Genomic DNA, 25,786 nt, shown 5'->3' on the forward strand with positions numbered 1-25,786 from the left:
TAGTTGGCTCTCTTTTTATTTCATAATAAGCCTTACCATACTTTTATCTCGTATGGCAGGGCTTAGCTCTTGGCAAAAAAAAGAGCAAAATGCGCTTGAGTCGCTATTAATGGGCGGCTCTAAACATACTCTAAACGACTCCGTTTTAAAAAGATTCGTAAGCGGCTCCGTATCTAAAGAAAAGCTTTCAGTTGCCGTTAGTATTTCAGAGAGGAATGCCACTAGCGGCATTACTTGGCTTAGCATTATCGCTTCCACTTCGCCTTTTATTGGACTTTTTGGTACGGTTGTTTCCATCTTGGAGACATTTTCTCAGCTCGGTCAAGGCGGAGGAAATGCGTCGCTAGGTGTTATCGCTCCAGCTATCAGCGAGGCTCTTGTGGCTACGGGAGCAGGTATATTCGTAGCGATTCCAGCTTATACGTTTAGCTTGCTTATCAAACGAAAAGCTTATGAACTCATGGGCGTCATCAGGCGCGAAGTCGATATCCTCGTAACGCTTAAAGAAGATCAATGATAAATCTCGATGAAACTCCGGAGCTAAATATAACTCCGCTCGTGGATATCATGCTTGTTTTGCTAGCGATTCTTATGGTTACGACGCCTACTATCGTTTACGAGGAGCAAATTTTGCTACCGGACGGCTCAAAAACCAAAACATCCTCGGCTCAAAGGAAAGACTTGACCGTCATAGTGGATGCTGCAAAAAAGGTTAGGATCGATCAAAGCACTATGGATCTACGTGAGCTTCCTGACAACATCGTGCTTATCGGCGCGAAATACGATAAAAACTCGCCCGTTTATATTAAGGCCGACAAAAGCCTAATATACGACGATGTGATGTTTGTTCTAAAGAGCGTAAAAAACGCAGGCTTTACAAAGGTAGCGCTCCAGACTAATGGATAAATTTGATCTCAAATTTAACACTTCCGGCTATTTCCTACTATCGGCTTTTCTTTACCTTTGTATCATAAGCGGTATTTTTATTAAGCTTACTTACTTTAAAGAAGAGCCCAAAAAATACACCGATACAAAAGATGCTTTTATGGATATCATGATAGTTGAGCGCGAGCCTGACATCACCGTAAAAGCACCCGAGCCTAAAAAAGAGGTCGTAAAAGAAGAAAAATCTCAACCTGTAAAAAAAGAGGAAGAGGTTAAAAAAGAAGAGCCTAAACCGGACACCACAAACAAGCCGCCCGAGCCAGATCCCGCACCGCCAGAACCTGAAGAAAAGAAGGTTGAAGAGCCAAATTTAAAGGATCTATTCGGCAGTATCGATACCTCTAAGCTAAAAGAGGACAAGGTTGCTAAGAAAAAAGAACAGCCAAAAGAGCAAAGTCGCAAAAAACCTGAAAAAGTCCAGATAACAAGCCAGCAAAAAAAGGCTAGCGACGTGATAAATGCGCTTACCTTAGATCAGGTTGCTAAAACTCCAAAGTCGCAAATGACTGGCGAATACAATGAGTATATTGGGCAAATAACTAGAATTTTGGCTAGTAAGTGGAATCAATATAAGGCTGGTTCAAATGATAAGGCTGTTGTTTTGATTTCTATAGACCAAAATGGAAATTTCAGCTATGATATAAAAAGCTTATCTGGCAATAGTGAGTTTAATGATAAGGTAAGAAATTTTTTACAGGATATGACATTTGAAAAATTTCCTATTCCAAATGAGGGGATATTTTCCCATAAGTTTGATCTAGTGGATAAATTAGAAATACAATAAAAAATTTAAGAAGGAAAGTGTATGAAAAAAATCATCATATTGCTTAGTTTCGTTATAGGTTTGTTTGCTACTGATGCAACAATATCTATCGTTAACAAAGGCTTAGCCCTACCAAAAATCGTGCTTCAAGACGCTACAACAGCCGTCGGCGATCAGGCTTTTAAAAGCAAATTTCATAAAATCATGTTAGGCGACTTGAAGGTTAGCTCTGATTTTGAGGTTGTGGACGAATATATCGCCAGTAGCTATGAAGGCGATTCAAATACGAACGTGATGAGCGAAAAGGGCGCACAGCTTATATTTAGATACGCACTTGAGGGCTCTGCAAACTCGCCTCTAACCCTCAGGGTTAAGCTAATTAATGCAAAAACGGCAACCACTCAGTACGAGAAAATTTACAATATGAACGACGGGGCAAAGTATCCATTTATCGCACACAAAGCGATAGTTGAGCTCATTAACGAGCTAAAAATGCCGCCTGTAAACTGGATGGAGAAATTTATTATCTTTGCCAAAGGAACCGGTTCAAAGCAAAGCGAGATCGTTATAGCCGACTACACTTTGACCTACCAAAAAGTACTTGTTCGCGGCGGTTTGAATATATTTCCTAAATGGGTAGGAGCTGATCAGAGCGCGTTTTACTACTCTGATTACAGCGGTAGAAACTTAGTTCTTTATAGATACGATGTTGCGAGCGGCCAAAAAACTAAAATTTTAGATAGTAAGGGCGGTATGCTTATAGCCTCCGACGTTAGCCAAAACGGAGATAAAATTTTGCTAACTATGGCTCCGCAAGATCAGCCTGATATCTATATATACGATCTAAATTCAAAAAGACTATCTCAGGTAACCAACTATAGCGGTATAGACGTCAACGGCAACTTCGTTGACGGCGACAGACGCGTAGTTTTTGTTTCCGATAGACTTGGCTATCCTAATGTTTTCGCGCAAAATGTAGATGGAAGCGGTTTTGAGCAGTTGGTCTATCACGGCAAAAACAACAACTCCGTCAGCACCTATCAGAACTATATAGTGTACTCTAGTAGAGAAGACGGTAAGAGTAGCTTTGGAACAAGAGATTTTAACATTTATATGATATCTACGCAGACTGACTACATTAGGCAACTAACCGCAAGCGGTAAAAATTTATACCCTAGATTTTCTAGCGACGGGCAAAGCGTAGTGTTTATAAAAGAGCTTGGAGGACAGAGTTCACTTGGTATAATTCGCGTAAACGAGAACAAAAGTTTCCAATTTCCGTTAAAAATTGGTAAAATTCAGTCTATTGATTGGTAATATTTAGTAAATTTTATGATATAATCACGTTAAATTTCTATAAAAGGATGAAAATGAAAAAAGTAGTTTTAACTTCTGCTGCTATTGCGGCTTTATTGTTGAGCGGTTGTAGCTCTAAAAACCCTGAAGTTGATATGAGCGCTGACGCCAATCAAAATATGGGTGGTATGAGCTCAAGCGATAACATGATGAGCGATAGCGAGAGATTGCAACAATTAATCTCAAGCATCGAAGGTCAAGTTCAAACTGTATACTTCGACTTTGACAAATTTAACATCAAAGGCGACATGCAGTCTGCTATCAACACAAACGCAGGTCTATTTAATCAATCAGAAGCTCAAGCTCTTTCTGTAAAAGTAGAGGGCAACTGCGACGAGTGGGGTACAGATGAGTACAACTATGCACTTGGTCTAAAAAGAGCAAAAGCTGCTAAAGACGCTCTTGTAAAACAAGGCGTTGCAGCTGACAGAATCACGGTTGTAAGCTACGGCGAAAGCAATCCTGTTTGCACAGACAAAACAAAAGCTTGCGACGCTCAAAACAGACGTGCTGAATTTAAAGTTCTTCCATAATTAAATTTATGACGAATTTAAAAACTTTCGTGGCTCTTTTTATAGGAGCCACTCTCTCTTATTCCGCTTCCAATGAAATTTCGGTATTTGATGCTGGAAATTTAGATAGCTCTAGTCCCTACGGTTTAACTGATAATGAAAAAACATTTCTAAAAAACAAACAAAACGTAGAAAATCTAAGTAGAAATATGGGTGACGTCGAGTCAAATTTAAATGCCATGCAAGAGCGCCTAGAAGGCTTGCAAAGCGTGCTAGACGGACTAAACTCGAGAATGTCTAGGATAGAAAAAAGACTAAACGATCTTGAAGGAAACGACGGAAATTCTACCGCAAAAAGCGATTTCGACGAGCTTAAAAAATACGTAGAAGAAAGCCGAAAAATACAAGAGGCCAACAACGCTAAAATCACCAAAGCCCTTAAGGATATGGGCGCCTTGATAGATAAGAGCAACGCTGCGCCCGCTACCACAAAAAAAAACGATGAAGACAAGCCGGTAGCTAGCAGTAGCCCGGCCGCTGAGCCGCAAACTCCAAAGACTGATTTTACTAAACAAAAAAATCAAGATGTGGCAAGCGAAGCTAAAAAGCTATTTGACGCAGGCAAGCTCGACGATGCAAAGGCTAGATACGAGTATCTTTTAAGTAAAGATCATAAGCCTGCTATGGCAAATTTTTATCTCGGCGAGATAGCGTATCAGCAAAAAGCTTACAACAACGCTATAAAATACTATCAGCAGAGCATCCAGCTGTACGACAAGGCCGACTATACCCCAAAGCTTCTTTATCACACCGCCATCAGCTTTGATAAGATAAAAGACACGGCGAGTGCGAATAAATTTTACAAAGCACTAAAACTAGGCTATCCAGACAGCAAAGAAGCCAAAGCCGCACCTACTCGAAACTAAAACTATATTTAATAAATTTAACGATATAATCACGTTATTTTCATAAATAGGAGAAAAACGTGAAAGAACAAGTTATAGCTATGTTTTATGAGCTAAAAGACGCAAAAACGGGCGAAATTTTAGAGTCCAATATGCAAGTAGGGCAGGAGATTTCCTTTTTAACGGGCCGCGGACATATCATCGAGAAACTAGAAGAAGAGGTCGCTAAACTAGAAAAAGGCGAAACGAAGGTTATCGTTATTCCGGCTGCGCAGGCTTGCGGCGAGTACGACTCTAGCGCCGTTCAGATGCTACCTAAAGAGCAATTTGCTGGCATCGAGCTAAAAGAGGGCATGGAGCTTTTCGGTCAAGGCGAGCACGGCGAGAGCGTACGCGTGATAGTAAAATCTATCGGCGAGGACGACGTAACGGTTGATTTTAATCACCCTTATGCAGGCAAAGATTTGGAGTTTAAGGTTCAAATTTTCGACAAACGCGACGCTATGCCGGATGAGATAGCTACGGGCATGGTAGCCGGCGCTCATACATGCGGATGCGGCGGACACGATCACGACCATCATCACGGCGAGGGCGGTTGCTGCGGCGGCCACGGCCATCATGAGCACAAAGAGGGCGGTTGCTGCGGCGGGCAAGGTCATCACCACGATGACGGCGGATGCGGCTGCCACTAAGAGGACCTAGATGAGAGCGGCGTTTATATTCCCGGGACAAGGCTCGCAAAGCATCGGCATGGGTAAGGAAATTTACGAAAATTTCCGCCCGGCTGCCGAGCTTTTACAAAATGCAAGCGATAGCCTAAAAATCGACTTTTCAAATCTACTTTTCAACGAAAACGACCTTATAAACAGGAGCGAATTTACCCAGCCGGCCATCGTTTTAAACTCGCTTATGTGCTATCTCGCGCTAAAGCAAAGCGTAAATTTAAAGCCTAAATTTGCGCTTGGCCACTCTTTGGGCGAGTTTAGCGCGCTTGCGGTTAGCGGCGCGTTTGATTTTGCGGGTGCGCTTAGGATCGTAAATTTACGCGGTAAATTTATGCAAGAGGACTGCGCGGACAAAGACGTGACGATGAGCGTTATTTTGGGTCTTAGCGACGAGACGGTAGAGCAAATTTGCAAAAACGCTCAGGCGGACGGCCATCAAATTTACGCCGCGAATTACAACTGCGACGGTCAGATCGTGATCGCGGGACTAAAAGAGGATATCGCCAAATTTGAGTCAGCGTTTAAAGAAGCGGGCGCTAAGCGCGTACTGCCTCTAAATATGTCCGTCATCAGCCACTGCCCGCTTTTAAAGAGCGCTAGCGAGAAGCTAACGGCGCAGCTAGAGCCAGCGTTGGCCGCTAAATTTGACCCGGTCGTTTCAAACGCGTCGGCGAAGCCTTACGGCACGAAAGACGAAGCGCTAAATTTGTTAAAAGCCCAGCTAGTTAGCCCTGTTTTATACAAACAAAGCATCAAAAGCATCGAAAACGAGGTCGATATATTCGTGGAGTTCGGCGGTAGCGTGCTAAAAGGCATCAACAAAAAAATCACCGAGAAGCCGACCTTTAGCGTCACCGATCTTGGCAGTCTTGAAGAGCTTTTAAAGGAGCTTAAATGATAGCGATCTTGGGCGCGATGCGCGAGGAGGTCGCTCCTCTGCTCGAGCGCATCAAGGATTACAAAGAGGTTAAGCACGCAAATAACGTATTTTACCTCGCAAATTTCGGCGGCAAGGAACTCGTGATCGCCTACTCTAAGATCGGCAAGGTAAACGCCGCTCTAACCGCAAGCGCGATGATCGAGAAATTCGGCGCCGACAAGCTACTTTTTACCGGCGTCGCAGGCGCGCTAAATCTAAATTTAAAAATCGGCGATATGCTTTACGCGACTAGCCTCGTGCAGCACGATGTCGATATCACGGCGTTTGGACACCCGCACGGCTACGTGCCTGAGACCAGCATATTTATCAAAAGCGACGACGCTCTAAATGCGTTAGCCTCTAGCGTCGCGGCTGAAAAAGGCATCACGCTAAAAGGCGGCATCATCGCAACTGGCGATCAGTTTATCTGCGACAACGCGAAAAAAGAGTGGCTAAAAGCGACCTTCAAAGCCGATGCGGCCGAGATGGAGGGCGCCAGCGTGGCGCTAGTTTGCGAGAGTCTTGGCGTGCCGTTTTTCGTGCTTCGCGCCATCAGCGACGAGGCAGGCGGCAGTGCGGAGTTTGACTTCGATAAATTTTTACAAGACTCGGCAAACGTGAGCGCGCAGTTCATGCTCGCGATGATCGAGCGGCTATGATAGAGCTTAGCAAGCGGCTGCTGCGCCAGGTTGGGCAGACCAACGCCAGATATCGCATGGTGCGCGGCGGGGATAAAATTTTGCTCGGTCTTAGCGGCGGCAAGGACAGCCTCGCGCTCGCGCACGTGCTAAAACACATGCAAAACGTCACGCCAGAAAAATTTGAGTTTAAGGCCGTGACGCTAAGCTACGGCATGGGCGAGGATTACGCATACCTCACGCGCCACTGCGCCGAGCACGGCATCGAGCACGACGTGATCGACAGCTCGATATTCGAGATATCCAAGGACAAGATCCGCAAAAACTCCAGCTTTTGTAGCTTTTTCTCGCGCATGAGGCGCGGCTATCTCTACACCTACGCGCTTGAGTACGGCTTTAACAAGCTCGCCATCGCCCACCACCTCGACGACGCGGTCGAGAGCTTTTTTATGAATTTTACTTATAACGGTGCGCTACGAACGCTTGCCCCAAAATACGTTGCGGCAAACGGTATCGAGGTTATCAGGCCGTTTATATTCGTGCGCGAAAGGCAGCTACGCGAAAATGCCGTGCGAAACGGGCTTACGGTTATCGGCGACGAGGCGTGTCCGGCGATGCGATTTGATATCAAGATGCCTCACGCCAGAGCCGAAACCAAGGAGCTTTTGGCAAATTTAGAAAAGCAAAATCCAAAGCTTTTCGTCTCGCTAAAGGCTGCTTTTGAAAACATCCACAGCGATACGTTTTTCGCCGCTCAGGCGCAAAATTTGACCGACGAGGAGTGAGCACTCGTCAAATTTAGTTTAAATTTGACCGCCTTTTCGGTCAAATTTGACTTTTGCCGGTCGGCTATCTCCTTGCTCCTCCTGCGCATAAGAGGATACGTTATCGTCGCTCTGCGGCATCTTTGCTCCTTTGTTTTTGTATTAGTTTATTAGATATTAATTTTTCTTTGTCTTGACTACTTATGTCGGCGCCAATATAAATCACCTTATCCGTATCTCCTATGCGTATTATTGCATCCATCTTTTTTTGTTCGTTTGCCCACGACATAAATGTTCGTACGTCTTGAAAGGTTCCATCAGGCTCGGTGCAATATTTTTCTAAATTTTTTATTGGCATATCTACATAAAACGGCCTTTTTTTGTTTATATTTTCTCCGTCTATCCATCTTATTTTATACCATATATAAGTATCATGGCATTTTTTATACGCCTCTTTCAGCTCCTCGCTCGTAGGTTGCCCAGAAACATTGTTGTCTAGTAGCAAATTTAGCATAGGTTCGTAGTTTGGCATATATTCCATATCTTTAAAATAGTTGCCATTCTCGTCAAAATACCCCATACTAAATAGTATTTGTAGCATCTCGGTAAAGTTGCCAAAGGTAATATAATCAAAAGGCAATATCCAGCCTTTTGAGCCTTCGTTTTTCTGACCGTATTTTACTTCGTACTCTACAAATATATTATCTCCGTCGATAGTCAAGCTTTTTATCCTATCGTTTTGGGGCGCTTTTAAATATCTTTGAATTTTTTCTTTATTGCTAAATTTAACCCCGCTATCAAGCAAGAGCTTAACGGTCTTTGTAGAGTTGTTTTCTATGCCAGGGGCGAGAGTTTGTAGCTATCTCGCGCATGAGCGTCCGCGCCCATCTCCATGAGTCTTTTTGCCGTGGTTTCGTCGCCATAAAAGCTAGCGTGCATCAGGGGCGTCGTGTTTGCCTTCATCTTTGCGTCGGCGCCAAGCCCGTTTCTTGTCATAAAATTTAAAATCTTATCCGTATCTTTTAGCCTCAGCAAATTTCTTAAAGCGTTAAGGGTGGCGTTGTGCTCCTCGTATTCGTCTATATCCCAGTATCTAAAAGCAAAATCGTCTATCTCCTCTTGCGTTACGTATTTAGCTAGCTCGGAGTTCGGGTCTATCTTGGTGTCCGGCGTGACGGTAAAATGAGTGGGGCGAGATAGCTTTTCGTAAATAAAATTTACGAAAACGACGAATAAAAGGGCGGCAAAGCCGAGTGCGAATCTTTTCAAATTTATCCCTTAAATCAAATTTGCGAAATATTAGCCAAAAGCCGGTAAAGAGGCGGTAAATTTGATGAAATTCGAGCCGATAAATTTGGATATCGGGAGTAGGGCGCGGCGAGATCGGTCTGAATAAAATTTAAGAGGATTAAATTTGAAAGCAAATTTGGGCGAGTCAAATTTGAAACGGTAAATTTGATCAAAGCCCCTGAAGTAAAACCGAGTAGAGTGCGTCTATCTCGTCATCATCAAGTAGCAGCGTAGAGCGCTCGCTAAAGAGCATTTTTATCTTTTCTATCTCAAAGCCCTTTTGCGCGGCGCAGTGCTCGTGAGCGGGCAAGAAGCTCCTGGCTAGCGCAACTCTATCCTCCGCGGGCTCGTCGCAGATAAAGCAAAAAAGCTCGTCGTGCAGCCTGCCCTCGGCCTCTAAAATGCGCACGTAGCTCTCGATGAGTAGGCGTTTGGGAGCGCCTCTGTCAAAGCGTGAGGCACAAAGCTCAAGCTCGCGAAAATACACCTCGTCTATCTGCTCGACGTCTCGCAGGTGCGCGTATAGTAGGCGCATAAACTGCTGCCACACGAGCAGTCGCTCGCGCGAGAGCAGCCAGCGGTAGCCTAGGTGCAGGACGCTGCGCAGGTGCGGGAGGAAGTTCTCGCCGCCTTCGAGCTCGAAGTCGATCTTGTAGCCTTGCAGGACGTTTGAGTGGCGCGCGCCGTAGAAGCGGTAGGATTTGACTAGCAGCGAGGGTGTGAGGATGTAGACGAGCAGGTCCTCGTCGCGCACCTTTTGCGTGTGCAGGATGTAGCCTTGCATGGTTAGAAAAATGTTTGGATTTTTTGGCGCAGGATGTCAGGCTCGGCGATGTGATTTATCTCGTCGCGAAAGGCGCTGGCGCCGTCTATGCCTTTGGAGTAGCGGTGTAGGTGCTTGCGAAAGATCGCCGCTCCGTGCTCGCCGTAGTGCTCGATCATCGCGTCAAAATGCGCCAAGATGATCGCCTTTTTCGTCGCCGCGTCGATGCTGCCGCCTGTCTTTATCTCGTGAAAAACCCACGGCTTGCCGATGCAGGCGCGTCCTATCATGAGCGCGTCGGCGTTGGTTAAATTTAGCGCCTGGGCCGCATTTTCGGGTGAGATATCGCCGTTTGCGATGACGGGGATGGTTACGGCCTCTTTAGCTCGGCCGATCGCGGCGTAATCTACCGCCGCCGTATAACCGCCCGCTCTCGTGCGTCCGTGAAATGCGATGTAGTCAGCTCCGGCGTCCTGCGCGGCGATGGCTAAAATTTCGGGTATTTTTTCATCAAAGCCCAGGCGCAGTTTGACGCTAGTCATTTGCTTATTTGAGGTTTTTTTGATGGTTTCTACGATGCGTTTTAGATTCGAGATATCTTTTAACAGTGCCGAGCCTGCGGACTGTTTGACGACCTTTGACACTGGGCAACCGCAGTTTAGATCGATACCGTCGATACCCTCGATACCGTTTAAAATCTCAACCGCTTTTTTGACGATGTCCGCGTCGCTGCCCGCGATCTGCACGATATATGGCGTTTCAAGAGGCGATTTTTTGAGCATCTCAAGCGTTTTACTACCCTCGTAAACTAGGGCGTTTGCGCTTATCATCTCGCTTACAGTCACGTCGCAGCCAAACTGCTTGACCACGCTTCTAAGCGGCAGATCCGAAAAGCCAGCAAGCGGAGCTAGAAAAAGCGGCTTTTTTGAAAAATCTATCAACAATGCGCGTGCTTGAAAAATAGATCGGTCGGAATGTTTTTGCCGCTTTGTCTGAGGTAGAGCAGGGTGCGAAAATTTTGATATTCGCCGGCTTCAAGGCCTGCTAAGACCTCCTGCGCGCGCTCGAGCATCTCAAACTCAAACAGCAGATAGACGTAGGCTTCCTGCGCCTCTTGGCGTTCGTTTTTGAGGCGCTCGAATATGCCGATAATAGCGTCCGGAGCGATTTTGCTTTTTAGCGTCGCGGCGCTGATACCAAAGCTGTCTTTTGAAATTTTATCTGAATTTAACAGCTCCAAAATCTCGTCGTTGCTTAAATTTATCTCGTCTTTAGCAAAGCGGGCGATCAGCGTCATGGTCTCGTTTTCGTCTAGCTCGGGAGCAAATTTTTTGATATCGGCAAGCGAGCCTATATTTATTAGTTTTTGCCTTGCTTTGCGAGCGATTTCGCCTTGATCGTCAGTCGATTTTTTAAGCGTTTCCAGATAGTATCCGTCCAAATTTGCTATTTTGTTTAGCTCGTTTTTGATAAAGAGCGGATTATCTTTAGGTAGCTTAAATTTCTTTAGATCTGCGACTTCGCCGTTTTTTACGGTACGCATTACGCCTAGGGCATTTTGTAGCTCTTCACTCTCGATGTTCGCATCTTTATATCTATCCCAGGGCGAGAGGATTCTAGCTATCTGGGACGGGATTTTATAAAAGTTCGTTTTAAAGTCTTTGTTCGTATCTAGGCCTAGCAAAATTTCCTTACTGAGGTCTCTATAGAATTTCTCGTCGTGCGAAATTTTGCGTTTAAAGGCGTAAAATTTAAACCCGTGATAGGCCATATGAAGCACGCAAAATATCGTCAAAATCGCAGGCGGCAGTATCATCCACACGGCAACAGGTAAATTTAACGTATACTCGACGTCGCTACCGAAAATGGCAAATTTAAGATGAAGCTCGTAAGAACCGTCGTTGAAAAGATAAACGATCGCGCCGACTACGACCAGGTAAAGCACGGCGCAAGCTATAAAACGTTTGATTTGCATGGCGTACCCCTATTTTGCGGTTTTTTCCACTATCTCACGGCAGGTGATGCAGTATTTTGCGTGCGGTTTGACGCGCAGACGCGCCAGGCCGATCTCCTCCTCGCACATCTCGCAGATGCCGTATGTTTTGTCGGCGATCTTTCGCAGCGAGACGTCGATCTCGGCTAGTTCTTGTCTTTGTTGAGCGCTGATTGATTGCTCGATGAGCTGATCGGCGTTTACGGAGGCGATATCAAACTCGTCGCTGACGCCGCTTTGGCGTAGTCCTGCCATCTCGTTTGACGAGTCTAAAATATTTTTAGTTATCTGTGCTTTTCGCTCCAGTAAAAGTGCCTTAAACTGCTCCAAGTCGCTTTTGCGCATTTTGTTCCTTTATTTGTGATATGGGTGGTTCGCGTTTATGCAAAGAGCTCTGAAAATCTGCTCGTGAAGCATAAGTTTTGCTATCTTGTGCGCCATCGTCATGCGGCTTAGGCTGACGACTGCGTCCGTTTTTTGTTTAAAATTTTGACTAAGCCCGTAAGCTCCGCCGATAAAAAACGAAATTTGAGCCTTGTCCGAGATGAGTTTGGCAAACTCCTCGCTGTTAAATTCCCGACCCGCTTCGTCAAGCGCCACGCAAAAGCCGTTTAAATTTGGCTCATAAACCTCGTCGTAAGCTTTTAGTGCCTCGTCTCGCCCCTTGCTTTGGGCTTTGGCGATCTTGTCGTTAAAGATAACGACATCTGAAATTTTGGCGAATTTCGACGACATCTTCGCGTACTCTTTGATCTCGTTTTCAAAATTTTCACGTTTTGACTTTTGGATGCAAAACACGGAAATTTCCAAATTTATTCCTCGTCGTCCAAATTTTGAGCGCTAGGCTGCTTGGCGGCGTAGGCCGGGTTGTTTGAGAGCAGTCTTATCATATCGCTTAAAAATTGCTTATGCTCTTTGCGCTCGACTATGGCGTCTATTAGGCCGTGCTCTAGCAAAAACTCCGATCTTTGAAAGCCCTCGGGAAGATCGGCTCCGATAGTTTGCTTGATAACGCGCTGTCCGGCAAATCCGATGAGAGCGCCCGGCTCTGCGATGATGACGTCGCCCAGCCACGCAAAAGACGCGCTCACGCCGCCCATCGTAGGATCGGTTAAGACCGATATATAGGGCACCTTAGCCTCGTCAAGTAGCTTTAGCGCGGCAGAGGTCTTTGACATCTGCATCAGCGAAAACGTACTCTCCTGCATCCTTGCTCCGCCCGAAGCCGAAACGATGATGAGAGGCTGCTTTTTATCGAGCGATCTTTTTACGGCGCGCACGATCTTTTCGCCCTCGACCGAGCCTAAAGACCCGCCCATAAAGCTAAAATCAAAAACCGCCAGCTGTACGTTCATACCGTCGATCTTGGCCTCGCCGCAGATCACGGCCGAGCTTCTGCCTGTTTTTTCCTCGTTTTCGCTTATGCGTTTTTTGTAGGATTTTTTATCGACGAATTTGATCGGATCGACGGGCTTTAGCTTGGTGTCAAGCTCGACGAAACTGCCTTCGTCGCAGATCATCGCTATCCTTTTGTCGGCGGCTAATCTCATGTGAAAACCGCACTTTGGACAGACGTTAAAATTTGCCTCGACTTCTTTGTAATACATCAGCGAGTGACAGCTGTCGCATTTGACCCAGTGCGCCGGAGCCTCGCTAGGAGCGGATTGTTGCTTTCTTGTTTTGGAAAAAATATCTAAAAAGCTCATGGTTCCTACTTTTTAAAAAATTTAGGGATTATAGCCAAAGTTAGCTTATGTTTTGCTAGTCGGGTATTAAATTTACGCCGCGCGCTTTGGGGAGTAGGCGAGTAGAATCGCTAAAATTTACGCCGCTCTTTTTTGTGGTTTTTGGCGAAATTTTAAATTTACACGGAGGCGGTTTGTAAATTTGAGGTTAAATTTGACTGCGGTGTGTTTTAACTTTGCGATATAAATTTAAAGAGCTCAAATTTGTAAAATTTAACCCGAAATTTGACGGGATATTAGCTTAAATTTGAGCCTTTAAATTTGCGGCTTACCACTCGATATAGGTTTTTGCCTTTTTTATATTCGCGATTTTTATTTTTAAAATTTGACCTTCGCTCTCAAACGAGATCTCATCGTCATCGGCGGATATGATTTTGCCTTTTAGCTTTTTATTTTCGCCGTCTACTTCGGCCGAGATTTTAGCTAGTTCGCCGACGCTTGAGATAAAATGGCTCGGTTTTTCTAGCTTTCGCTCAAGTCCGGGCGAGCTAACCTCTAGCACGTAGTCTCCGCTAAGCGGCGGCTCGACGTCAAATATCGGCGAGAGTAGGCGCGAAACCTTTTCGCAGTCGTCTAAATTTACGCCGCCGGGCTTTGCGATATAGATCCTATAGATCGCTCTGCCGTTTTCGTTCGCGACCTCGACGTCGTAGAGCTGCACGCCGCACTGCGAGATCAGATTTTCAAGATTTTGCATTTTTGTTTAGATCCTCTGAGATTTTTTCAAACAAATCGTCCATATGGTTTTGGTACTCGAGCCTGTCGTCGAATTTGAAGTGAAAATTGGGCGCCCTATACCAGCCCTCAGCCGCCATGCAGTGGTTTTGCAGGTGCTTTGATACGCGCTTTAGGCGGTCTAGTATATAGGCCTGCTCGCGCTCGTCGAACATCATTTTATCAAGGTATACGAACGCGTCGTATCTGCCCTTTTTACACTCGACGTCGGTTACGCAAAGCCCGCGCAAAAGCTCGTCCTCAAGCGTAGATAGAGCCTCAGGCAGCAGTTCTTTTAATACGCTTTGCGTGCGCAGGCGTTTTATCTCCGAGGGGTTCATAGGCTAGCTTGCTCCTCTACTTCTTTAAAGCTCTCTATGTAGTCGCCCTCTCTGATGTCGTTGTAGCCGTCTATACCCACGCCGCACTCAAAGCCGCGAGCAACCTCTCTCACGTCGTCTTTGAAGCGTTTTAGCGAGCTCACCGTGCCCTCGTGTACGACCACGCCGTTTCTGATCAGGCGGATTTTCGCACCGCGGTTTATCGTGCCTTCGGTCACCATGCAGCCTGCGATCGCGCCTACTTTAGGGACGTTGATGACTTGGCGTACTTGTGCTTGACCGAGCTGCTCCTCGTGGATGACAGGCGACATTAGACCGCTTAGGATCGCCTTGACGTCGTCGATCAGGTTATAGATGACGTTATAGGTTTTGATCTCGACGCCGCTTTCTTTGGCTTTTTCTTTCACTTCGCCCGTCGGCCTTATGTTAAAGCCTAAAATCACGGAGTTTTCGCTCGCTCTGGCTAACTCCACGTCGCTTTGGGTAATGCCGCCCACGCCTGAGTGGATGATATTTACTTTTATCTCGTCGTTGCGAAGTTTTTCTAGGCTTGCCTTGATGGCTTCTAGCGAGCCGCCCACATCGGCTTTTACGATGACAGGGAGCGATTTTAGCTCGCCCTCGGCGATCTTTTCGCTAAGCTCTTCCAGGCTTACTTTTGTTGTTTTGCTAAGCTCTTTTTGGCGTAGGTATTCAGCCTTTTTCTGTGCGTACTCGCGAGCTTCTTTGTCGGTTTTGACGCTTATTAGCGTTTCGCCGGCTTCAGGAATTTCGCTAAGGCCCATTATCACGCCGCATTCGCCCGGTTTTATCTCTTTTAAAATTTTGCCCTGATCGTCGGTTATGCTTCTTATCTTACCGTACGCAACGCCTGCGACCACGATATCGCCGACTCTTAGGGTGCCGTTTTCTACGATAACCGTAGCTACCGGACCGCGGCCTTTTTGCTGCGAACTTTCTATTATTGCCGCTTTCGCGTTAGCCTTTGCGTTTGCTTTCAGTTCTAAAATTTCAGCCTGCAAGAGTACGATCTCAAGTAGATCGTCTATACCCATACCCATCTTTGCCGAGATCGGTACGAACTCGTACGTGCCGCCCCAGTCGGTAGATAGGATATCTAGCTCGGCTAGCTCGCTTTTTACTTTGTCTGGGTTTGCTGCCTCTTTATCCATCTTGTTTATCGCGATGATGATCGGTACGCCGGCGGCTTTTGCGTGGCTCACGGCTTCTTTGGTTTGCGGTTTTACGCCGTCGTCGGCTGCGACCACGATGATAACGATATCGGTGATCTTAGCTCCTCTAGCGCGCATAGCCGTGAAAGCCTCGTGGCCCGGAGTGTCGATAAAGGTAATGTTTTTGCCGTTTTTGTTTACCATATAGGCGCCAACGTGTTGCGTGATGCCGCCGGCTTCGCCCGCTGCTACGCGCGAGCTTCTGATATAGTCTAGTAGCGAGGTTTTGCCGTGGTCGACGTGACCCATGATGGTGATAACGGGAGCACGGACAGTCAAATTTGAATCATCTAGCTGCTCCTCTTCTTCGTCGTAGGCCTTAACGTAGTCAAACGCTTCTTGCGTATCGACGATATTTACCTCGATACCGAACTCATCGGCCAAAATTTCTATCGCATCCTCGTCTAGGAAATCGTTTTTGGTCGTCATCATACCGAGCATAAAGAGCTTGCCGATGACTTCGCTCGGTTGCTTGTTTATTTTATCGGCAAATTCGTATAGGCGGATCTCTTTTGGTATCTCGACGTAGGTTACCGATTCGCCGTTATGGTCGGCTCGTTGAGATTTTTTATGTTTTTTGCGAGGCCTGCGCGCAGTGCCTTGCTCTAGAAACGAACTTACCGAGGTATTTAATACCGGCTTGTAGCCAGTATTTGTCGGTTGTTTTGTTTTTTGAGGCTCCGGAGTTTGCGTTCGCACTGAAAAATCAGGCAATATAACTACGTCTTCATCGTCTATTACGATGTCGGCCATGTCGCGGTCGCCGAGCAGATCCATCTTGGTGGCACCGTCTTTTTTAGTTGCGATGACCGGTTTTTTCTCTTTTTTCTTTTTGCGCTCGATTTTTTCATCGCTAAATTTAAACATACTTTCCAAATTTAGCGCCGGCGCAGACTCTTTTCTCTCGCTTGCTCTAGGTGCGGGCTGCTCGTCTTTTTTCTTTTTTACGATGACTAGACCGCGTCTTTTTTGTAGGCTAACGTCGGCTAGGCTCTCTTTTGGCTGGACCGGCTCGGCGGCAGGCTGGACCTTTGGTTCCTCTTTTGGCGCTACTTGCATTCTTGGCTCCGGCGCTTTTTCTGCCGGTTTTTGAGTGACTGTTTTTTGTTCTTTTTCGGATTTTTCGTCGTTTTTTGTTTCTATTTTTTCTTTCGGCAAAGGCTTTTCTTCTTTTGCGGCGCTTGATTTTTTGACCTCTTTAGGTTTACTTTCTTTTTCCTCTTTGCTCTCTTTAGTTTCCGCCTTTTTGACGGTCGGTTTTTTCTTTTCCGGTTTTTTCTTGAGAGCTTCGGGGATCTCGCCGGTTTGGATGTAGGTGTATAGCGCCTCCGCTTCTTCAGGACTAACGCCGCTCGAGTGCGTTTTGACCTTTAGCCCAAGCTCAATAGCCTTTTCTAAAACCTCTTTGCTATTGTAGCCGAGCTCATTTGCTATCTCTGAAATTCGAACAGTCCCCATTTAAGAGTATCTCCTTTAAATTTTGCCCGTTTTGTAGCGTCGCTATAAAGCTGCCTGCGACTCTTCCGAGCGATTTTCTTAAAATTTTCTCGTCTTTTTTTAGACATTCCTCGCAAAGATAAAAGCTGCGTCCGTTTCCGTTTCCGAAAAATAGCGAAGAATTTATCAGTCTGTATCTACGCAAAATTTGCTGTTCAAAGCGCTTTTTGCAGACCACGCACGTCCTGATAGGGATAAATTTTTGAGCCATTATTATAACTTCTTTTAGCTTTTTTTTAGCTTTGTAGGATTTTTATCCCGTCGTTGTCGAAATTAAAAATTTCAACTCGAAAGCTCTTAAATTTATCTTGCAGTTTTTGTTTTAAATTTACCGCATCGCCCGCGTAAACGATATTTAAAAAGCTCGATCCGCTACCTGAAAGCGTGCTTAAAAGCGCGCTGTTTTCGTAGGCTATCTTGCGCACTTCAAAGAGCTCGGGTAGGCTTTGCATGCGGATTTGCTCGTGCATGACGTCTTTTGCCGCCGTCCTTAAAAGTTCGTAATTTTCGCTAAAAAAGCAAGCCGTGAGAAATGCGGCGTGAGAGAGGTTGCTAACGCACTCGCTCATAGTGAAATTTTTAGGCAGCTTGGCGCGAGATTCGTTCGTGCTCATCGGCTTATCCGGGATCACGACGACGGCTTTGATATCGGCGCTTAAAGGTTTTTTTAGAGATTTTACCTTGCCGTTTTCAACGACGGAGCTAACAAAACCACCAAGCGTCGCCGGAGCGATGTTGTCGGGGTGGTTTTCGTAAACTAGAGCTTGGTTTAAAATAGCATTTTTATCCGCCTTAAATCCCGCTGCCGCGTAGGCTGCCGCGATGGCGGAAGTGATGACCGCAGAGGAGCTTCCAAGTCCGCGGGAAAACGGGATTTGATTGGTAAAAATCATGCGAAAAGTATCTTTTTTGCCCGTTAGTTTGGCGTAAATTTCATTGAAAATAGATAAAAAAATGTTGTTTTTTTTAAGAAGCGCGTTGTCTTTGCCTTCGCCCAAAATGCTCACGGAGGCGAAGTTTGCCCTCGTTATCTCGACTGTGTTGTGTAGCTCTAAGGCAAGTCCTAGGGCGTCAAAACCGGGGCCAATGTTTGCGCTCGTGGCGGGAACTAAAATTTGCAAAAAATCTCCTAAACGGCTTGTATAACGTAATTTGGTAGAGTATCTAAATTTAGATTTAAAACGGCTAAATTTTGCGGTAAGCCAAATTCGCCCGCTTGCGCTTTTTGTAGTTTGACGCCTTCGGGCGTATCTACGAAACTTAAGTTTTTATTTGCCCGTATCGGTGCGCCGCCGTTTAGCTCAAAACCGCTAACCGCATAAAATTCGCACTCTTTTACGATGCTAATCGTCTTTAGAACGACATAGGCGACTTTTGCGCCCATAAAGCTTCCAGGGCCATTTGCGTAGATAATTTTTCGTAGATTAAATTTGCCGCCGTTTAAGATCTCGTCCATTATTTTTACGAGAGAGACGTCGGATTTTTCTTCGCTAGAAATTTGCTCTATAAGCTCGCCGTTTTCGTCATAAATGCCGACGATTAGCGGCGAGCTAAGAGCGATAACTAAAATTTGGATATTTTTTATGCAAATACCTTTTGGTACTCGCGCGCGAAATCGCCTTTTAGCGTGACGATTTCGTAGTTTTTATCGTCGCTTAGGATAGCCAGCGTTAGCTCGTGGTTTAGCTCGTGGCTACCCGCAAAGCTCGTATAATCAGCCATCAAAGGCGCGCCCATCAGGCTTAGATCGCCGATAGCGTCTAAAATTTTATGACGAACGAATTCGTTTTCAAAGCGCAGGCCTTCAGGATTTAAAATTTTATTATCGTCGATAACTACGGCGTTATCTAGGCTACCGCCGAGGGCTAAATTTTGCGCCCTTAGCATCTGCACGTCTTTTAAAAATCCAAACGTCCTTGCACGCGCGATCTCTTCGATGTAGGCTTGTTTGCTAAACTCGAATACGTAATTTTGCTCGCCGATTATCGGGTGGGCAAATTTGATAGTAAAGTCGAATTTCGGGTTATTCGACGGCGTTACTCTGGCGAATTTTCCGTTTTTGTTTACTTCTACTGGGCGCTTGATTACGATTACTTTTTTATCCGCGTCTAGCTCAGCCGTGCCCGCTTCATCCAGCATCATGCAGTAGCTTATCGCCGAGCCGTCCATTACCGGCACTTCGTTGGCATCTAGGACTATGCGGATATTGTCAATGCCGTAGCCGTTTATCGCGCTAAGGAGATGCTCGATCGTCGAGATGTAGCCCTCTTTCCCGCCGATTACGGTTGCCATTTGAGTATTTATCACGTTTTTTGGCTCCGCTTTAAAGCTCACTCCGAGGTCTTTTCTGTAAAATATTATTCCCGAATTTGCCCCGAGCGGCTCAAGCGTGATTTTTATCGGTTCGCCCTTGTGAAGCCCGATACCTACGCCTTCTACGGCTGATTTTATAGTTGTTTGTTTCAAAATTTCGCCCTTATTTTTCTTATTCTTGCCATTATACAACAAATTTACAACAAAATGGCAAATTTATTCGACCATTTTTTTAGCCGCGTTCAAAACTCCGGTTACGTTATCTTTCATCCAGCCGTTATCCATCCACTCCTCCGGACGCACTTCTATGCCTTGAACTAGCATGCCAAAGTGCAAGTGATCACCCATCGCTAGACCCGTAACGCCCGTGTTTGCGATGACGTCGCCCGCCTTGACCGAGTCGCCTGCTTTGACGTTTAGCGAACTGCAGTGTCCATAGAGCGAAAATAGCCCGAATCCGTGGTTTATCAGGATGTTGCGCCCATAGATGCCGTTATCTGCGGCAAATTCGACCGTGCCGTCGTTATTAGCGACGATGTCGGCTTTTTGCGTCGAGGCTAGGTCGATACCCATGTGCCAACTTTCGCTGACGTCTTTATCCTCAAATGTATAATATCTGTGGTCGCCAAAGCTCGCTACCGCTTTGCCGTTTTTTAGCGGGTAAAATTTATTTACGCTAAAATTTTCCGCAGCGTCTATCTCGACTTTTGCGGCGATTTGCGAGATTATTTTCTCATTTGCCTCGCGGAGATTTTCATTGACGAACTTCATCTTTTCCAGATTGCTCATAGCGTCGTAGTTTTTGGCGTATTGCTGCGCTAGTTCCGGGATTTTTTCGTTTAAAAATCTACTTTGACCGTCTAGTTTTATCTTTGAGGTGCGGTATTTTTTGTCTTGGTAGAAAAATCTTATCTTGCTTTTGGTTATATTTCCCGCCGCGTCAAGCGCCACGACGTCGGCGCTAAACGAGCCTTGCTGCGCCGGCCAAGCCACTAAAGAAGCGTAGTAGCCGTCTTTTACGAATTTGCTCGGTATAAATTTCTTGCCGTAGTTCGTCTCGATATAGACCTCTTTTAGCATCTCGTCAGTCGCCTTAAACACGACCGTCGCGCTACCGCCTTTAGTGATGGCGTAGGAGTGATTTAGGATGTTTACGTCGGGTTTTTTGTTATCGACGGTGATTTTGACCTCTTTTTTTTGCGTGTTGCCGAGGAAAAATCCCCATTTGCTAGTATCTGTGGCCTCGATTACGATGTTATAGATATCTTTTTGCGCGCCAAATCCCGTTTTAGGAAAGGTTAAATTTAAATCGACGATTTCAGACGGCGCTTCAAATTTTTGAGTTAGCAAATTTACGCTGCCTTTTTCGTCTACGAGTGAAATTTTGACTGATTTTACGCCGCCTTCGTCGGTGATTTTGATCGGTAGAGGCGAGGTTAGGTTCCAGTAAATTTGATCTGAGATGGCTATGCTCGGTGCTTCGCGTTCAAACGTTTTTGATGTAAATAAAAAAGCTATCGCCGCAACTAAAAGCAAAATAATAACGCCGAAAAATATCAAATTCGGATTGTCGCGTCTTCTCATAAAAATCTCCTAAATCTTAAAGAGACCGATTTTACTAAAAAGCGATAAATTTAAGGTAAATTTGCCTCTGAATTTATAAAATTTCGCGTATTTTTCTAGCTTCGCCCATCCATTCTCGCAGCTCGTCCCACTGCTCGTTTTTGATTAAATTTTCGCATTCGTCCAGCTCTTTTTTGAAAAGGTCTATCGAATTTATCAAATTTTGTTTGTTTTGTTTAAAGATATCCGTCCACATCACGGGCGAGCTTTTGGCGATCCTGATCATGCCGTTAAATCCCGTGCCGCTTAGCGCGATGATATTTTTTTTGTTTTCCTTTTTTAGCACGCTGCTAGCTAGCGAAAAGCTGATAGCGTGGGGTAGGTGAGAGATGACGCTGGCGTGATGATCGTGCTCTGCTGCGCTCATGAAGATAATCTTCATACCCAGGTGCGAAAAGAGCTCGACCGAGCGCTTGACGTGCATCTCGCCGCTTTCTTTAAAGTCGCAGATAGCTACGACGGCATCTTTAAAAAGCCCCGAAAAAGCTGCGGTCGGACCGGAGTACTCGGTGCCCGCCATCGGGTGAGCTGGGATGAAATTTTGCCTGATGCTCTCGGGCACGGCTTCGATTATTTTTTGCTTGGTGCTACCTAGATCTACGATGGTCGTGTTTTCGCCGATACCTTCAAATTCTTTGACGATTTTTATGATGCCTTCGACTGGGATGGCTAGAAATATCATATCGCACTTTTGCTTCATCTGCTCAAGCGTCAAAATTTCATGCACGAGACCGAGCTTGATCGCCTGCTCTTCGTGCTCTTTGCTTAGATCCATGCCGCTAACGCAGCTGATTAGTTTTTCGTTTTTTAGGCTAAGACCTAGCGAGCCGCCGATGAGTCCTAGGCCTACGATACCGATTTTCATAAATTCGCCTTTTAAATTTATATTGTTTAAAAATAAAATGTGCTATTATACAGCCTTATCATCACTTTTAGGTTAAATAAATGAAAAAAAGCGTTTTTCTACTACTTCTGGGTGCTGTTTTGGCAAATGCCCAGCAGATAACTTCCATAAATTTTAAAGGTCTCGTCCGTCTGTCTCCCGAAACGGCAAAGGAGATAATGGGGTTAAAAGTCGGCGACGAGCTAAGCGGCGATAGTACGGATAGGGCGATCGCAAAGCTCTTTAGGCAGGGTTATTTTGACGATATCTATATCGAAAACGAGGGCGGCGACGTGACCGTAACGGTAAAAGAAAAGCCTAGCATCGCTCGTATCGATATCAAGGGCGTAGTGACCAACGATAAAACCGCTATCGACGGGCTAATCAATATCAAACAAGGAAACATGTACGACGAGCTGGCCATCGAGCGTGCAAAAGAGCGTATCAGGCAGTATTATGAGTCAAAAGGATACTTCGACACTATCGTAGACGTAACCAAAGAGCCGGTAGCGGGCAATGAAAGCAGCCTTTTTGTCACGATGAACATAAACCGCGGCGAGAATATCATAATAGAAAACGTAAATTTAGTCGGCGCAAAGCTTTTTGACTACGGCGACATCGAGCCTGTGGTGGCTAATAAAGAGCGCGAATTTATGGGCTGGATGTGGGGCAGAAACGACGGTAAGGTCAAACTTTTTGAGCTACCAAACGATCCTGCGAGAATCCAAGACAAATACTACCAAAAAGGCTACCTAGACGCTACCGTCTCAAACCCGTATCTAAACGCTTATATGGATAACTACACCGCAGACCTCACCTACTACGTGACCGAGGGCGAGCAGTATAGGGTATCTAGCGTAGATATCGAGGCGCCTGAGTTTTTAGAGCTTGATAAAGAGAAAATTTTAAAAGACTTTAGGCTAGAGGGCGGCGACGTGATGAACTCTGCTCGCCTAAGGCAAGACATGAAAAAGCTCGACGATATGGTAGCGGATAAGGGCTATGCATTTGTAAGGATAAATCCAAAAACCGAGAAAAACGTCGAGGATAAGACCGTAAGTATCGTCTACGAGGTCGTGCCGGACGAAAAAGTATATATAAGAAACGTGCAAATTTCAGGTAACGATAGAACCGTAGATAGAGTCGTCAGGCGTGAGCTATACCTCACGGAGGGAAATTTATATAGCAGAACCGACCTGCAAGATAGCAAGGACGCGCTAAAGAGAACGAGCTACTTTGACGAGGTCGAGATCGAAGAGCAACGCGTCGGAGAAAATCAAGTCGATCTACTCGTAAAAGTAAAAGAGGCCTCCACCGGCTCGATCAGCGGCGGTATCGGCTACGGTAGCTCGGACGGATTACTGCTTAACGCGAGCTTATCCGATACGAACGTGTTTGGTAGCGGTATGAAAGGCGTCATAAGCGTCGATAGAAGCGACAACGAGCTCTCAGGCCAGATAGGCCTAACTAACCCGCGTCTTTTCGACTCCGAGTACAGCCTGGGCGGCACGCTATACGCTAACGACTACGACTGGAATAACTACGACGAGAAATCATACGGTCTAAATTTGGTACTAGGTAGAAAGCTAACTAGAAATTTAAGCGCGTCTTTAGGCTATGTTATCGAGCAAAGCCGTATCAGCGGACTTAGCGACGTGCTAAAAAGCGTCGGCTATAAAGACGGCAAAAGTATCAAAAGCTCCCTCATCCCGTCTATCACGTATAACAGCACGGATGATTATTATCTACCTCGTACCGGTATCATCGCAAGCACTAGCCTAGAGTTTGCGGGCGTGGGCGGTGACGAGAAATTTTTAAAGAGCAGAACGAATTTCAACTGGTATCAAGGCATCAGAGAGTGGGTGGACTACGACCTTATTTTCAGATTTAAATCAAGCTTTGGTAAAATTTGGGATCGCGGATACATACCGATCAACGAAAAGCTATACCTGGGCGGCATCAGAAATTTACGCGGATTTGAGAGCAGGACGGTTTCGCCAAAGGTCAAAGCCCTAAACGGCCAATGGTACGAGACGGGTGGCACTATCTCGTTTAATAGCTCGGCCGAGCTTAGCTTCCCGATCATAGAGCGCGTAAAAATGCGCGGCGTGATGTTTGTTGACTACGGCGTCATAGAGGGCAAGCACGTACAAAGAAGGGCCGGATACGAGTATATTGACGGACGTATCAGTAGATATAGCGCCGGCGTGGGTATCGAGTGGGTGACGCCGATGGGACCGCTTCAGCTTATCTTTGCTAAACCGCTTAACAAGCAGGATAGCGACGATACCAGCACGTTTGAATTTACCATCGGACAACGCTTCTAATTATACTAATGCGGCGTTTTAGTTTGCAAGACGCCGCTCTATCTTTTTAAATTTATCGCCGTAAAATTGCCGCTTTTGACTTAAATTTGAAAGTTGTGCCGCCAAAGTAAAATTTAATCCCTCTCTTTAAGCGCTTCCAAAATCACCGTAACGTGGCTTAAATTTATATCCTTCGTCGCCGTTAGCAGCGCGATTTTGCCGTGGATTTTTTCTAACGATTTTAGCTTTTTTAGTCCCATCGCCGCTTCCTCGTTTGCAAGCTCGCTTTTAAATTTGAGCCTAAATTCGCTAAATCTCCTCTCTCTATCTTCATGAAACCACGCTCTAAGATCGTTTGAAGGCGTGACCGATTTTAACCACAAAAACGAGCTAAATATCTCCTTTTTTACGCCGCGAGGATATAGCCTATCGACGAATACGCCGTAAAAATCGCTGCTTTCGTTATCTTTGATAAAATCGTAAATTCTAAAAGCCTTAAACATAAAATACCTTTTTTTGCAAATTTGACCTAAATTTTACTCCAAAAAACAAATTTATCGGTAGCGCAAGAGATAAAATTTAAAGATTAAGCACCGTTTTACTATTGTAAGCTATAATTAACGTTTATTTTGAATTTAAATTTGTAAAGGAAGCGTTTATGTTTAGGTCAATCACGAACAAGATAGCCGTGATGCTCATCGTCGCGCTGATTGTTTCGTTTACCGCTATTTCGGCGGTTAGTTATTATACGGCCGAGAATAAGGTCGTTCAGCTCGTTAGCCAAAATCAGGCTCAAATTTTAAAAGACGTCGACGCGGTCACGGATTCGTTTTTTAAAGACTATACCGATATAGTAAAAAAGCTCGGAACCAGCATACAAAAAGCACAATATAGCGAAGAAGAGCTGTTAAAAACATTGGTACTAGAAAAAGATAGGTCAAATTCGGTGGTGGGCGATATTTATTTCGGTAGAGAAGTCGACGGAAGTCATTTTCAATCATCAAATAACAAGTTAACTCCTGAAAAGGATAATTACGACCCTCGTAAACGCGGCTGGTATATGGATACGAAAGCGGCAAATAGGGCTATTTATACCGAGCCTTATATCGATGCTATGAGTCAAAGCCTAGTTATGACCTTTGCCGTGCCGGTAAACGAGGGCGGTAAATTTGCGGGCGTAGCGGCGATAGACCTAAAAATAGACGCTCTAAGCAAGAAAATTTTAGATATGGGTAAGACCGAATACGGCTATGTTTATCTGATGAATAAAGACGGCGTCATGCTAATGCACTCAAACCCTGATAATATCGGTAAAGCAGTCGAGTCTACGCTGTATCTATCAAAACAATACGCGGAAAAGAAATTTGACGAAAACGGCCTGATCCCATACGTCAACTACAAAGGCGAGAGCGTAACGGCCAAGCTCATACCTATCAACGAACAAGGCTGGCTAGTAGTTGCCGCTATCGGCGCGGATACCTTTTCTAGCAACACTTTACCGCTTTTAAAAGCTCAGCTTATATTAGCCGCGGTGTTTATCGTCGCTCTTTCGCTATTTG

The 25,786-nt window shown here is 45.5% G+C and carries 30 protein-coding genes; 12 read left to right on the forward strand and 18 right to left on the reverse strand.

The genetic code is table 11. The annotated features are described in order from the left end of the window. The first annotated feature begins 52 nt into the window (after window positions 1-52). The 10 genes from ACTTJF_RS06240 to ACTTJF_RS06285 are packed head-to-tail and all read left to right on the forward strand — an operon-like array spanning window position 53 to window position 7,548. Window positions 53-517, forward strand: coding sequence for a MotA/TolQ/ExbB proton channel family protein (locus tag ACTTJF_RS06240; protein WP_442551247.1), 465 nt, complete (start codon window positions 53-55; stop codon window positions 515-517). Further along, window positions 514-906: a biopolymer transporter ExbD gene (locus ACTTJF_RS06245; RefSeq protein WP_185897940.1), complete on the forward strand. Its 393-nt coding sequence runs from the start codon at window positions 514-516 to the stop codon at window positions 904-906. Before ACTTJF_RS06240 ends, ACTTJF_RS06245 begins: the two co-directional genes overlap by 4 nt. Then, window positions 899-1,729, forward strand: a complete 831-nt coding sequence (locus tag ACTTJF_RS06250; RefSeq protein WP_442551225.1) for a TonB C-terminal domain-containing protein — start codon at window positions 899-901, stop codon at window positions 1,727-1,729. Before ACTTJF_RS06245 ends, ACTTJF_RS06250 begins: the two co-directional genes overlap by 8 nt. A gap of 21 nt (window positions 1,730-1,750) precedes the next feature. Then, window positions 1,751-3,025, forward strand: coding sequence for a Tol-Pal system protein TolB (gene tolB, locus ACTTJF_RS06255; protein ID WP_442551226.1), 1,275 nt, complete (start codon window positions 1,751-1,753; stop codon window positions 3,023-3,025). Between the two features lie 53 nt (window positions 3,026-3,078). Then, entirely contained in the window at window positions 3,079-3,597 is a 519-nt protein-coding gene (locus tag ACTTJF_RS06260; protein WP_442551227.1) for an OmpA family protein, read from the forward strand. A gap of 8 nt (window positions 3,598-3,605) precedes the next feature. Then, complete coding sequence (locus ACTTJF_RS06265; protein ID WP_442551228.1) at window positions 3,606-4,502, forward strand: tetratricopeptide repeat protein; 897 nt, start codon at window positions 3,606-3,608, stop codon at window positions 4,500-4,502. 59 nt (window positions 4,503-4,561) lie between these two features. Then, window positions 4,562-5,173, forward strand: a complete 612-nt coding sequence (locus ACTTJF_RS06270; protein WP_442551229.1) for an FKBP-type peptidyl-prolyl cis-trans isomerase — start codon at window positions 4,562-4,564, stop codon at window positions 5,171-5,173. Window positions 5,174-5,183: 10 nt separating this feature from the next. Beyond that, window positions 5,184-6,104, forward strand: coding sequence for an ACP S-malonyltransferase (fabD, locus tag ACTTJF_RS06275; protein WP_442551230.1), 921 nt, complete (start codon window positions 5,184-5,186; stop codon window positions 6,102-6,104). Further along, window positions 6,101-6,784, forward strand: a complete 684-nt coding sequence (locus ACTTJF_RS06280; protein WP_442551231.1) for a 5'-methylthioadenosine/adenosylhomocysteine nucleosidase — start codon at window positions 6,101-6,103, stop codon at window positions 6,782-6,784. Before fabD ends, ACTTJF_RS06280 begins: the two co-directional genes overlap by 4 nt. Then, window positions 6,781-7,548, forward strand: coding sequence for a tRNA 2-thiocytidine biosynthesis TtcA family protein (locus tag ACTTJF_RS06285; protein WP_442551232.1), 768 nt, complete (start codon window positions 6,781-6,783; stop codon window positions 7,546-7,548). Before ACTTJF_RS06280 ends, ACTTJF_RS06285 begins: the two co-directional genes overlap by 4 nt. Window positions 7,549-7,648: 100 nt before the next feature. Here ACTTJF_RS06285 and ACTTJF_RS06290 read toward each other — a convergent pair whose 3' ends face one another. From ACTTJF_RS06290 to ACTTJF_RS06370, 17 genes are all read right to left on the reverse strand, one after another. Beyond that, complete coding sequence (locus ACTTJF_RS06290; protein WP_442551233.1) at window positions 7,649-8,248, reverse strand: hypothetical protein; 600 nt, start codon at window positions 8,246-8,248, stop codon at window positions 7,649-7,651. A 113-nt stretch (window positions 8,249-8,361) separates the two neighbouring features. Beyond that, window positions 8,362-8,796, reverse strand: coding sequence for a hypothetical protein (locus tag ACTTJF_RS06295; protein ID WP_442551234.1), 435 nt, complete (start codon window positions 8,794-8,796; stop codon window positions 8,362-8,364). Window positions 8,797-8,986: 190 nt separating this feature from the next. After that, complete coding sequence (recO, locus tag ACTTJF_RS06300) at window positions 8,987-9,601, reverse strand: recombination protein RecO (RefSeq protein WP_442551235.1); 615 nt, start codon at window positions 9,599-9,601, stop codon at window positions 8,987-8,989. Window positions 9,602-9,603: 2 nt separating this feature from the next. Continuing rightward, the gene (locus ACTTJF_RS06305; RefSeq protein ID WP_442551236.1) at window positions 9,604-10,521 is read right to left on the reverse strand and encodes a tRNA dihydrouridine synthase; all 918 of its coding nucleotides are present in this window, start codon (window positions 10,519-10,521) and stop codon (window positions 9,604-9,606) included. Continuing rightward, the gene (locus ACTTJF_RS06310; protein ID WP_442551237.1) at window positions 10,518-11,555 is read right to left on the reverse strand and encodes a LapA family protein; all 1,038 of its coding nucleotides are present in this window, start codon (window positions 11,553-11,555) and stop codon (window positions 10,518-10,520) included. Before ACTTJF_RS06310 ends, ACTTJF_RS06305 begins: the two co-directional genes overlap by 4 nt. Before the next feature lie 9 nt (window positions 11,556-11,564). Further along, window positions 11,565-11,918 (reverse strand): RNA polymerase-binding protein DksA, encoded by a 354-nt coding sequence (gene dksA / locus ACTTJF_RS06315; protein WP_122863290.1) that lies wholly within the window; start codon window positions 11,916-11,918, stop codon window positions 11,565-11,567. A 9-nt stretch (window positions 11,919-11,927) separates the two neighbouring features. Then, window positions 11,928-12,383 carry a 23S rRNA (pseudouridine(1915)-N(3))-methyltransferase RlmH gene (locus tag ACTTJF_RS06320; protein WP_002947511.1) on the reverse strand — a complete coding sequence of 152 codons (456 nt, stop codon included), beginning with the start codon at window positions 12,381-12,383 and terminating at the stop codon, window positions 11,928-11,930. A gap of 2 nt (window positions 12,384-12,385) precedes the next feature. Then, the gene (gene accD, locus ACTTJF_RS06325; protein WP_122863291.1) at window positions 12,386-13,279 is read right to left on the reverse strand and encodes an acetyl-CoA carboxylase, carboxyltransferase subunit beta; all 894 of its coding nucleotides are present in this window, start codon (window positions 13,277-13,279) and stop codon (window positions 12,386-12,388) included. A 307-nt stretch (window positions 13,280-13,586) separates the two neighbouring features. Beyond that, on the reverse strand, window positions 13,587-14,015 hold the full coding sequence (rimP, locus tag ACTTJF_RS06330; protein WP_314180379.1) for a ribosome maturation factor RimP: 429 nt from the start codon (window positions 14,013-14,015) through the stop codon (window positions 13,587-13,589). After that, window positions 14,002-14,373 carry a 30S ribosome-binding factor RbfA gene (gene rbfA / locus ACTTJF_RS06335; protein WP_002943703.1) on the reverse strand — a complete coding sequence of 124 codons (372 nt, stop codon included), beginning with the start codon at window positions 14,371-14,373 and terminating at the stop codon, window positions 14,002-14,004. The genes rimP and rbfA overlap by 14 nt, the downstream gene beginning before the upstream one ends. Beyond that, the gene (infB, locus tag ACTTJF_RS06340) at window positions 14,370-17,063 is read right to left on the reverse strand and encodes a translation initiation factor IF-2 (protein WP_442551238.1); all 2,694 of its coding nucleotides are present in this window, start codon (window positions 17,061-17,063) and stop codon (window positions 14,370-14,372) included. The genes rbfA and infB overlap by 4 nt, the downstream gene beginning before the upstream one ends. Beyond that, a complete protein-coding gene (locus tag ACTTJF_RS06345; protein ID WP_002947517.1) occupies window positions 17,029-17,313 on the reverse strand; it encodes a DUF448 domain-containing protein in 285 nt (94 codons plus the stop codon). Before ACTTJF_RS06345 ends, infB begins: the two co-directional genes overlap by 35 nt. A 25-nt stretch (window positions 17,314-17,338) precedes the next feature. Continuing rightward, a complete protein-coding gene (thrB, locus tag ACTTJF_RS06350; protein WP_442551239.1) occupies window positions 17,339-18,223 on the reverse strand; it encodes a homoserine kinase in 885 nt (294 codons plus the stop codon). A gap of 8 nt (window positions 18,224-18,231) precedes the next feature. Next, the gene (locus tag ACTTJF_RS06355) at window positions 18,232-18,558 is read right to left on the reverse strand and encodes a glycoprotease (protein WP_442551240.1); all 327 of its coding nucleotides are present in this window, start codon (window positions 18,556-18,558) and stop codon (window positions 18,232-18,234) included. Between the two features lie 125 nt (window positions 18,559-18,683). Further along, window positions 18,684-19,568, reverse strand: a complete 885-nt coding sequence (gene lpxC, locus ACTTJF_RS06360) for a UDP-3-O-acyl-N-acetylglucosamine deacetylase (RefSeq protein ID WP_314090355.1) — start codon at window positions 19,566-19,568, stop codon at window positions 18,684-18,686. 63 nt (window positions 19,569-19,631) lie between these two features. Further along, window positions 19,632-20,999 (reverse strand): M23 family metallopeptidase, encoded by a 1,368-nt coding sequence (locus tag ACTTJF_RS06365; protein WP_442551241.1) that lies wholly within the window; start codon window positions 20,997-20,999, stop codon window positions 19,632-19,634. A 73-nt stretch (window positions 21,000-21,072) separates the two neighbouring features. Then, window positions 21,073-21,903 (reverse strand): prephenate dehydrogenase, encoded by an 831-nt coding sequence (locus ACTTJF_RS06370; RefSeq protein ID WP_442551242.1) that lies wholly within the window; start codon window positions 21,901-21,903, stop codon window positions 21,073-21,075. Between the two features lie 80 nt (window positions 21,904-21,983). On the opposite strand from ACTTJF_RS06370, the gene bamA reads away from it, so the two are divergent. Then, on the forward strand, window positions 21,984-24,248 hold the full coding sequence (gene bamA / locus ACTTJF_RS06375; RefSeq protein ID WP_442551243.1) for an outer membrane protein assembly factor BamA: 2,265 nt from the start codon (window positions 21,984-21,986) through the stop codon (window positions 24,246-24,248). Window positions 24,249-24,361: 113 nt separating this feature from the next. Here the strand turns inward: bamA and ACTTJF_RS06380 are convergent, their stop codons facing one another. Further along, window positions 24,362-24,730, reverse strand: coding sequence for a DUF488 domain-containing protein (locus tag ACTTJF_RS06380; protein ID WP_442551244.1), 369 nt, complete (start codon window positions 24,728-24,730; stop codon window positions 24,362-24,364). Between the two features lie 155 nt (window positions 24,731-24,885). Here ACTTJF_RS06380 and ACTTJF_RS06385 point away from each other — a divergent pair. Continuing rightward, window positions 24,886-25,786: cache domain-containing protein (locus ACTTJF_RS06385; protein ID WP_442551245.1), on the forward strand; the 901-nt coding region annotated here is incomplete at its 3' end.

The organism is Campylobacter sp., assembly GCF_052170435.1.
Lineage (GTDB): Bacteria > Campylobacterota > Campylobacteria > Campylobacterales > Campylobacteraceae > Campylobacter_A.

Bases quoted from the DNA above. Each gene is read 5' to 3' on its own strand.
- ACTTJF_RS06310 (WP_442551237.1), bottom strand. From the start codon at position 11,555: ATGCAAATCAAACGTTTTATAGCTTGCGCCGTGCTTTACCTGGTCGTA.
- bamA (WP_442551243.1), top strand. From the start codon at position 21,984: ATGAAAAAAAGCGTTTTTCTACTACTTCTGGGTGCTGTTTTGGCAAAT.
- ACTTJF_RS06365 (WP_442551241.1), bottom strand. From the start codon at position 20,999: ATGAGAAGACGCGACAATCCGAATTTGATATTTTTCGGCGTTATTATT.
- ACTTJF_RS06265 (WP_442551228.1), top strand. From the start codon at position 3,606: ATGACGAATTTAAAAACTTTCGTGGCTCTTTTTATAGGAGCCACTCTC.
- dksA (WP_122863290.1), bottom strand. From the start codon at position 11,918: ATGCGCAAAAGCGACTTGGAGCAGTTTAAGGCACTTTTACTGGAGCGA.
- rbfA (WP_002943703.1), bottom strand. From the start codon at position 14,373: ATGAACCCCTCGGAGATAAAACGCCTGCGCACGCAAAGCGTATTAAAA.
- tolB (WP_442551226.1), top strand. From the start codon at position 1,751: ATGAAAAAAATCATCATATTGCTTAGTTTCGTTATAGGTTTGTTTGCT.
- ACTTJF_RS06240 (WP_442551247.1), top strand. From the start codon at position 53: ATGGCAGGGCTTAGCTCTTGGCAAAAAAAAGAGCAAAATGCGCTTGAG.
- fabD (WP_442551230.1), top strand. From the start codon at position 5,184: ATGAGAGCGGCGTTTATATTCCCGGGACAAGGCTCGCAAAGCATCGGC.
- ACTTJF_RS06370 (WP_442551242.1), bottom strand. From the start codon at position 21,903: ATGAAAATCGGTATCGTAGGCCTAGGACTCATCGGCGGCTCGCTAGGT.
- ACTTJF_RS06250 (WP_442551225.1), top strand. From the start codon at position 899: ATGGATAAATTTGATCTCAAATTTAACACTTCCGGCTATTTCCTACTA.
- accD (WP_122863291.1), bottom strand. From the start codon at position 13,279: ATGAGCTTTTTAGATATTTTTTCCAAAACAAGAAAGCAACAATCCGCT.
- ACTTJF_RS06245 (WP_185897940.1), top strand. From the start codon at position 514: ATGATAAATCTCGATGAAACTCCGGAGCTAAATATAACTCCGCTCGTG.
- ACTTJF_RS06355 (WP_442551240.1), bottom strand. From the start codon at position 18,558: ATGGACGAGATCTTAAACGGCGGCAAATTTAATCTACGAAAAATTATC.
- ACTTJF_RS06380 (WP_442551244.1), bottom strand. From the start codon at position 24,730: ATGTTTAAGGCTTTTAGAATTTACGATTTTATCAAAGATAACGAAAGC.
- infB (WP_442551238.1), bottom strand. From the start codon at position 17,063: ATGGGGACTGTTCGAATTTCAGAGATAGCAAATGAGCTCGGCTACAAT.
- ACTTJF_RS06285 (WP_442551232.1), top strand. From the start codon at position 6,781: ATGATAGAGCTTAGCAAGCGGCTGCTGCGCCAGGTTGGGCAGACCAAC.
- recO (WP_442551235.1), bottom strand. From the start codon at position 9,601: ATGCAAGGCTACATCCTGCACACGCAAAAGGTGCGCGACGAGGACCTG.
- ACTTJF_RS06345 (WP_002947517.1), bottom strand. From the start codon at position 17,313: ATGGCTCAAAAATTTATCCCTATCAGGACGTGCGTGGTCTGCAAAAAG.
- rimP (WP_314180379.1), bottom strand. From the start codon at position 14,015: ATGCAAAATCTTGAAAATCTGATCTCGCAGTGCGGCGTGCAGCTCTAC.
- ACTTJF_RS06260 (WP_442551227.1), top strand. From the start codon at position 3,079: ATGAAAAAAGTAGTTTTAACTTCTGCTGCTATTGCGGCTTTATTGTTG.
- ACTTJF_RS06280 (WP_442551231.1), top strand. From the start codon at position 6,101: ATGATAGCGATCTTGGGCGCGATGCGCGAGGAGGTCGCTCCTCTGCTC.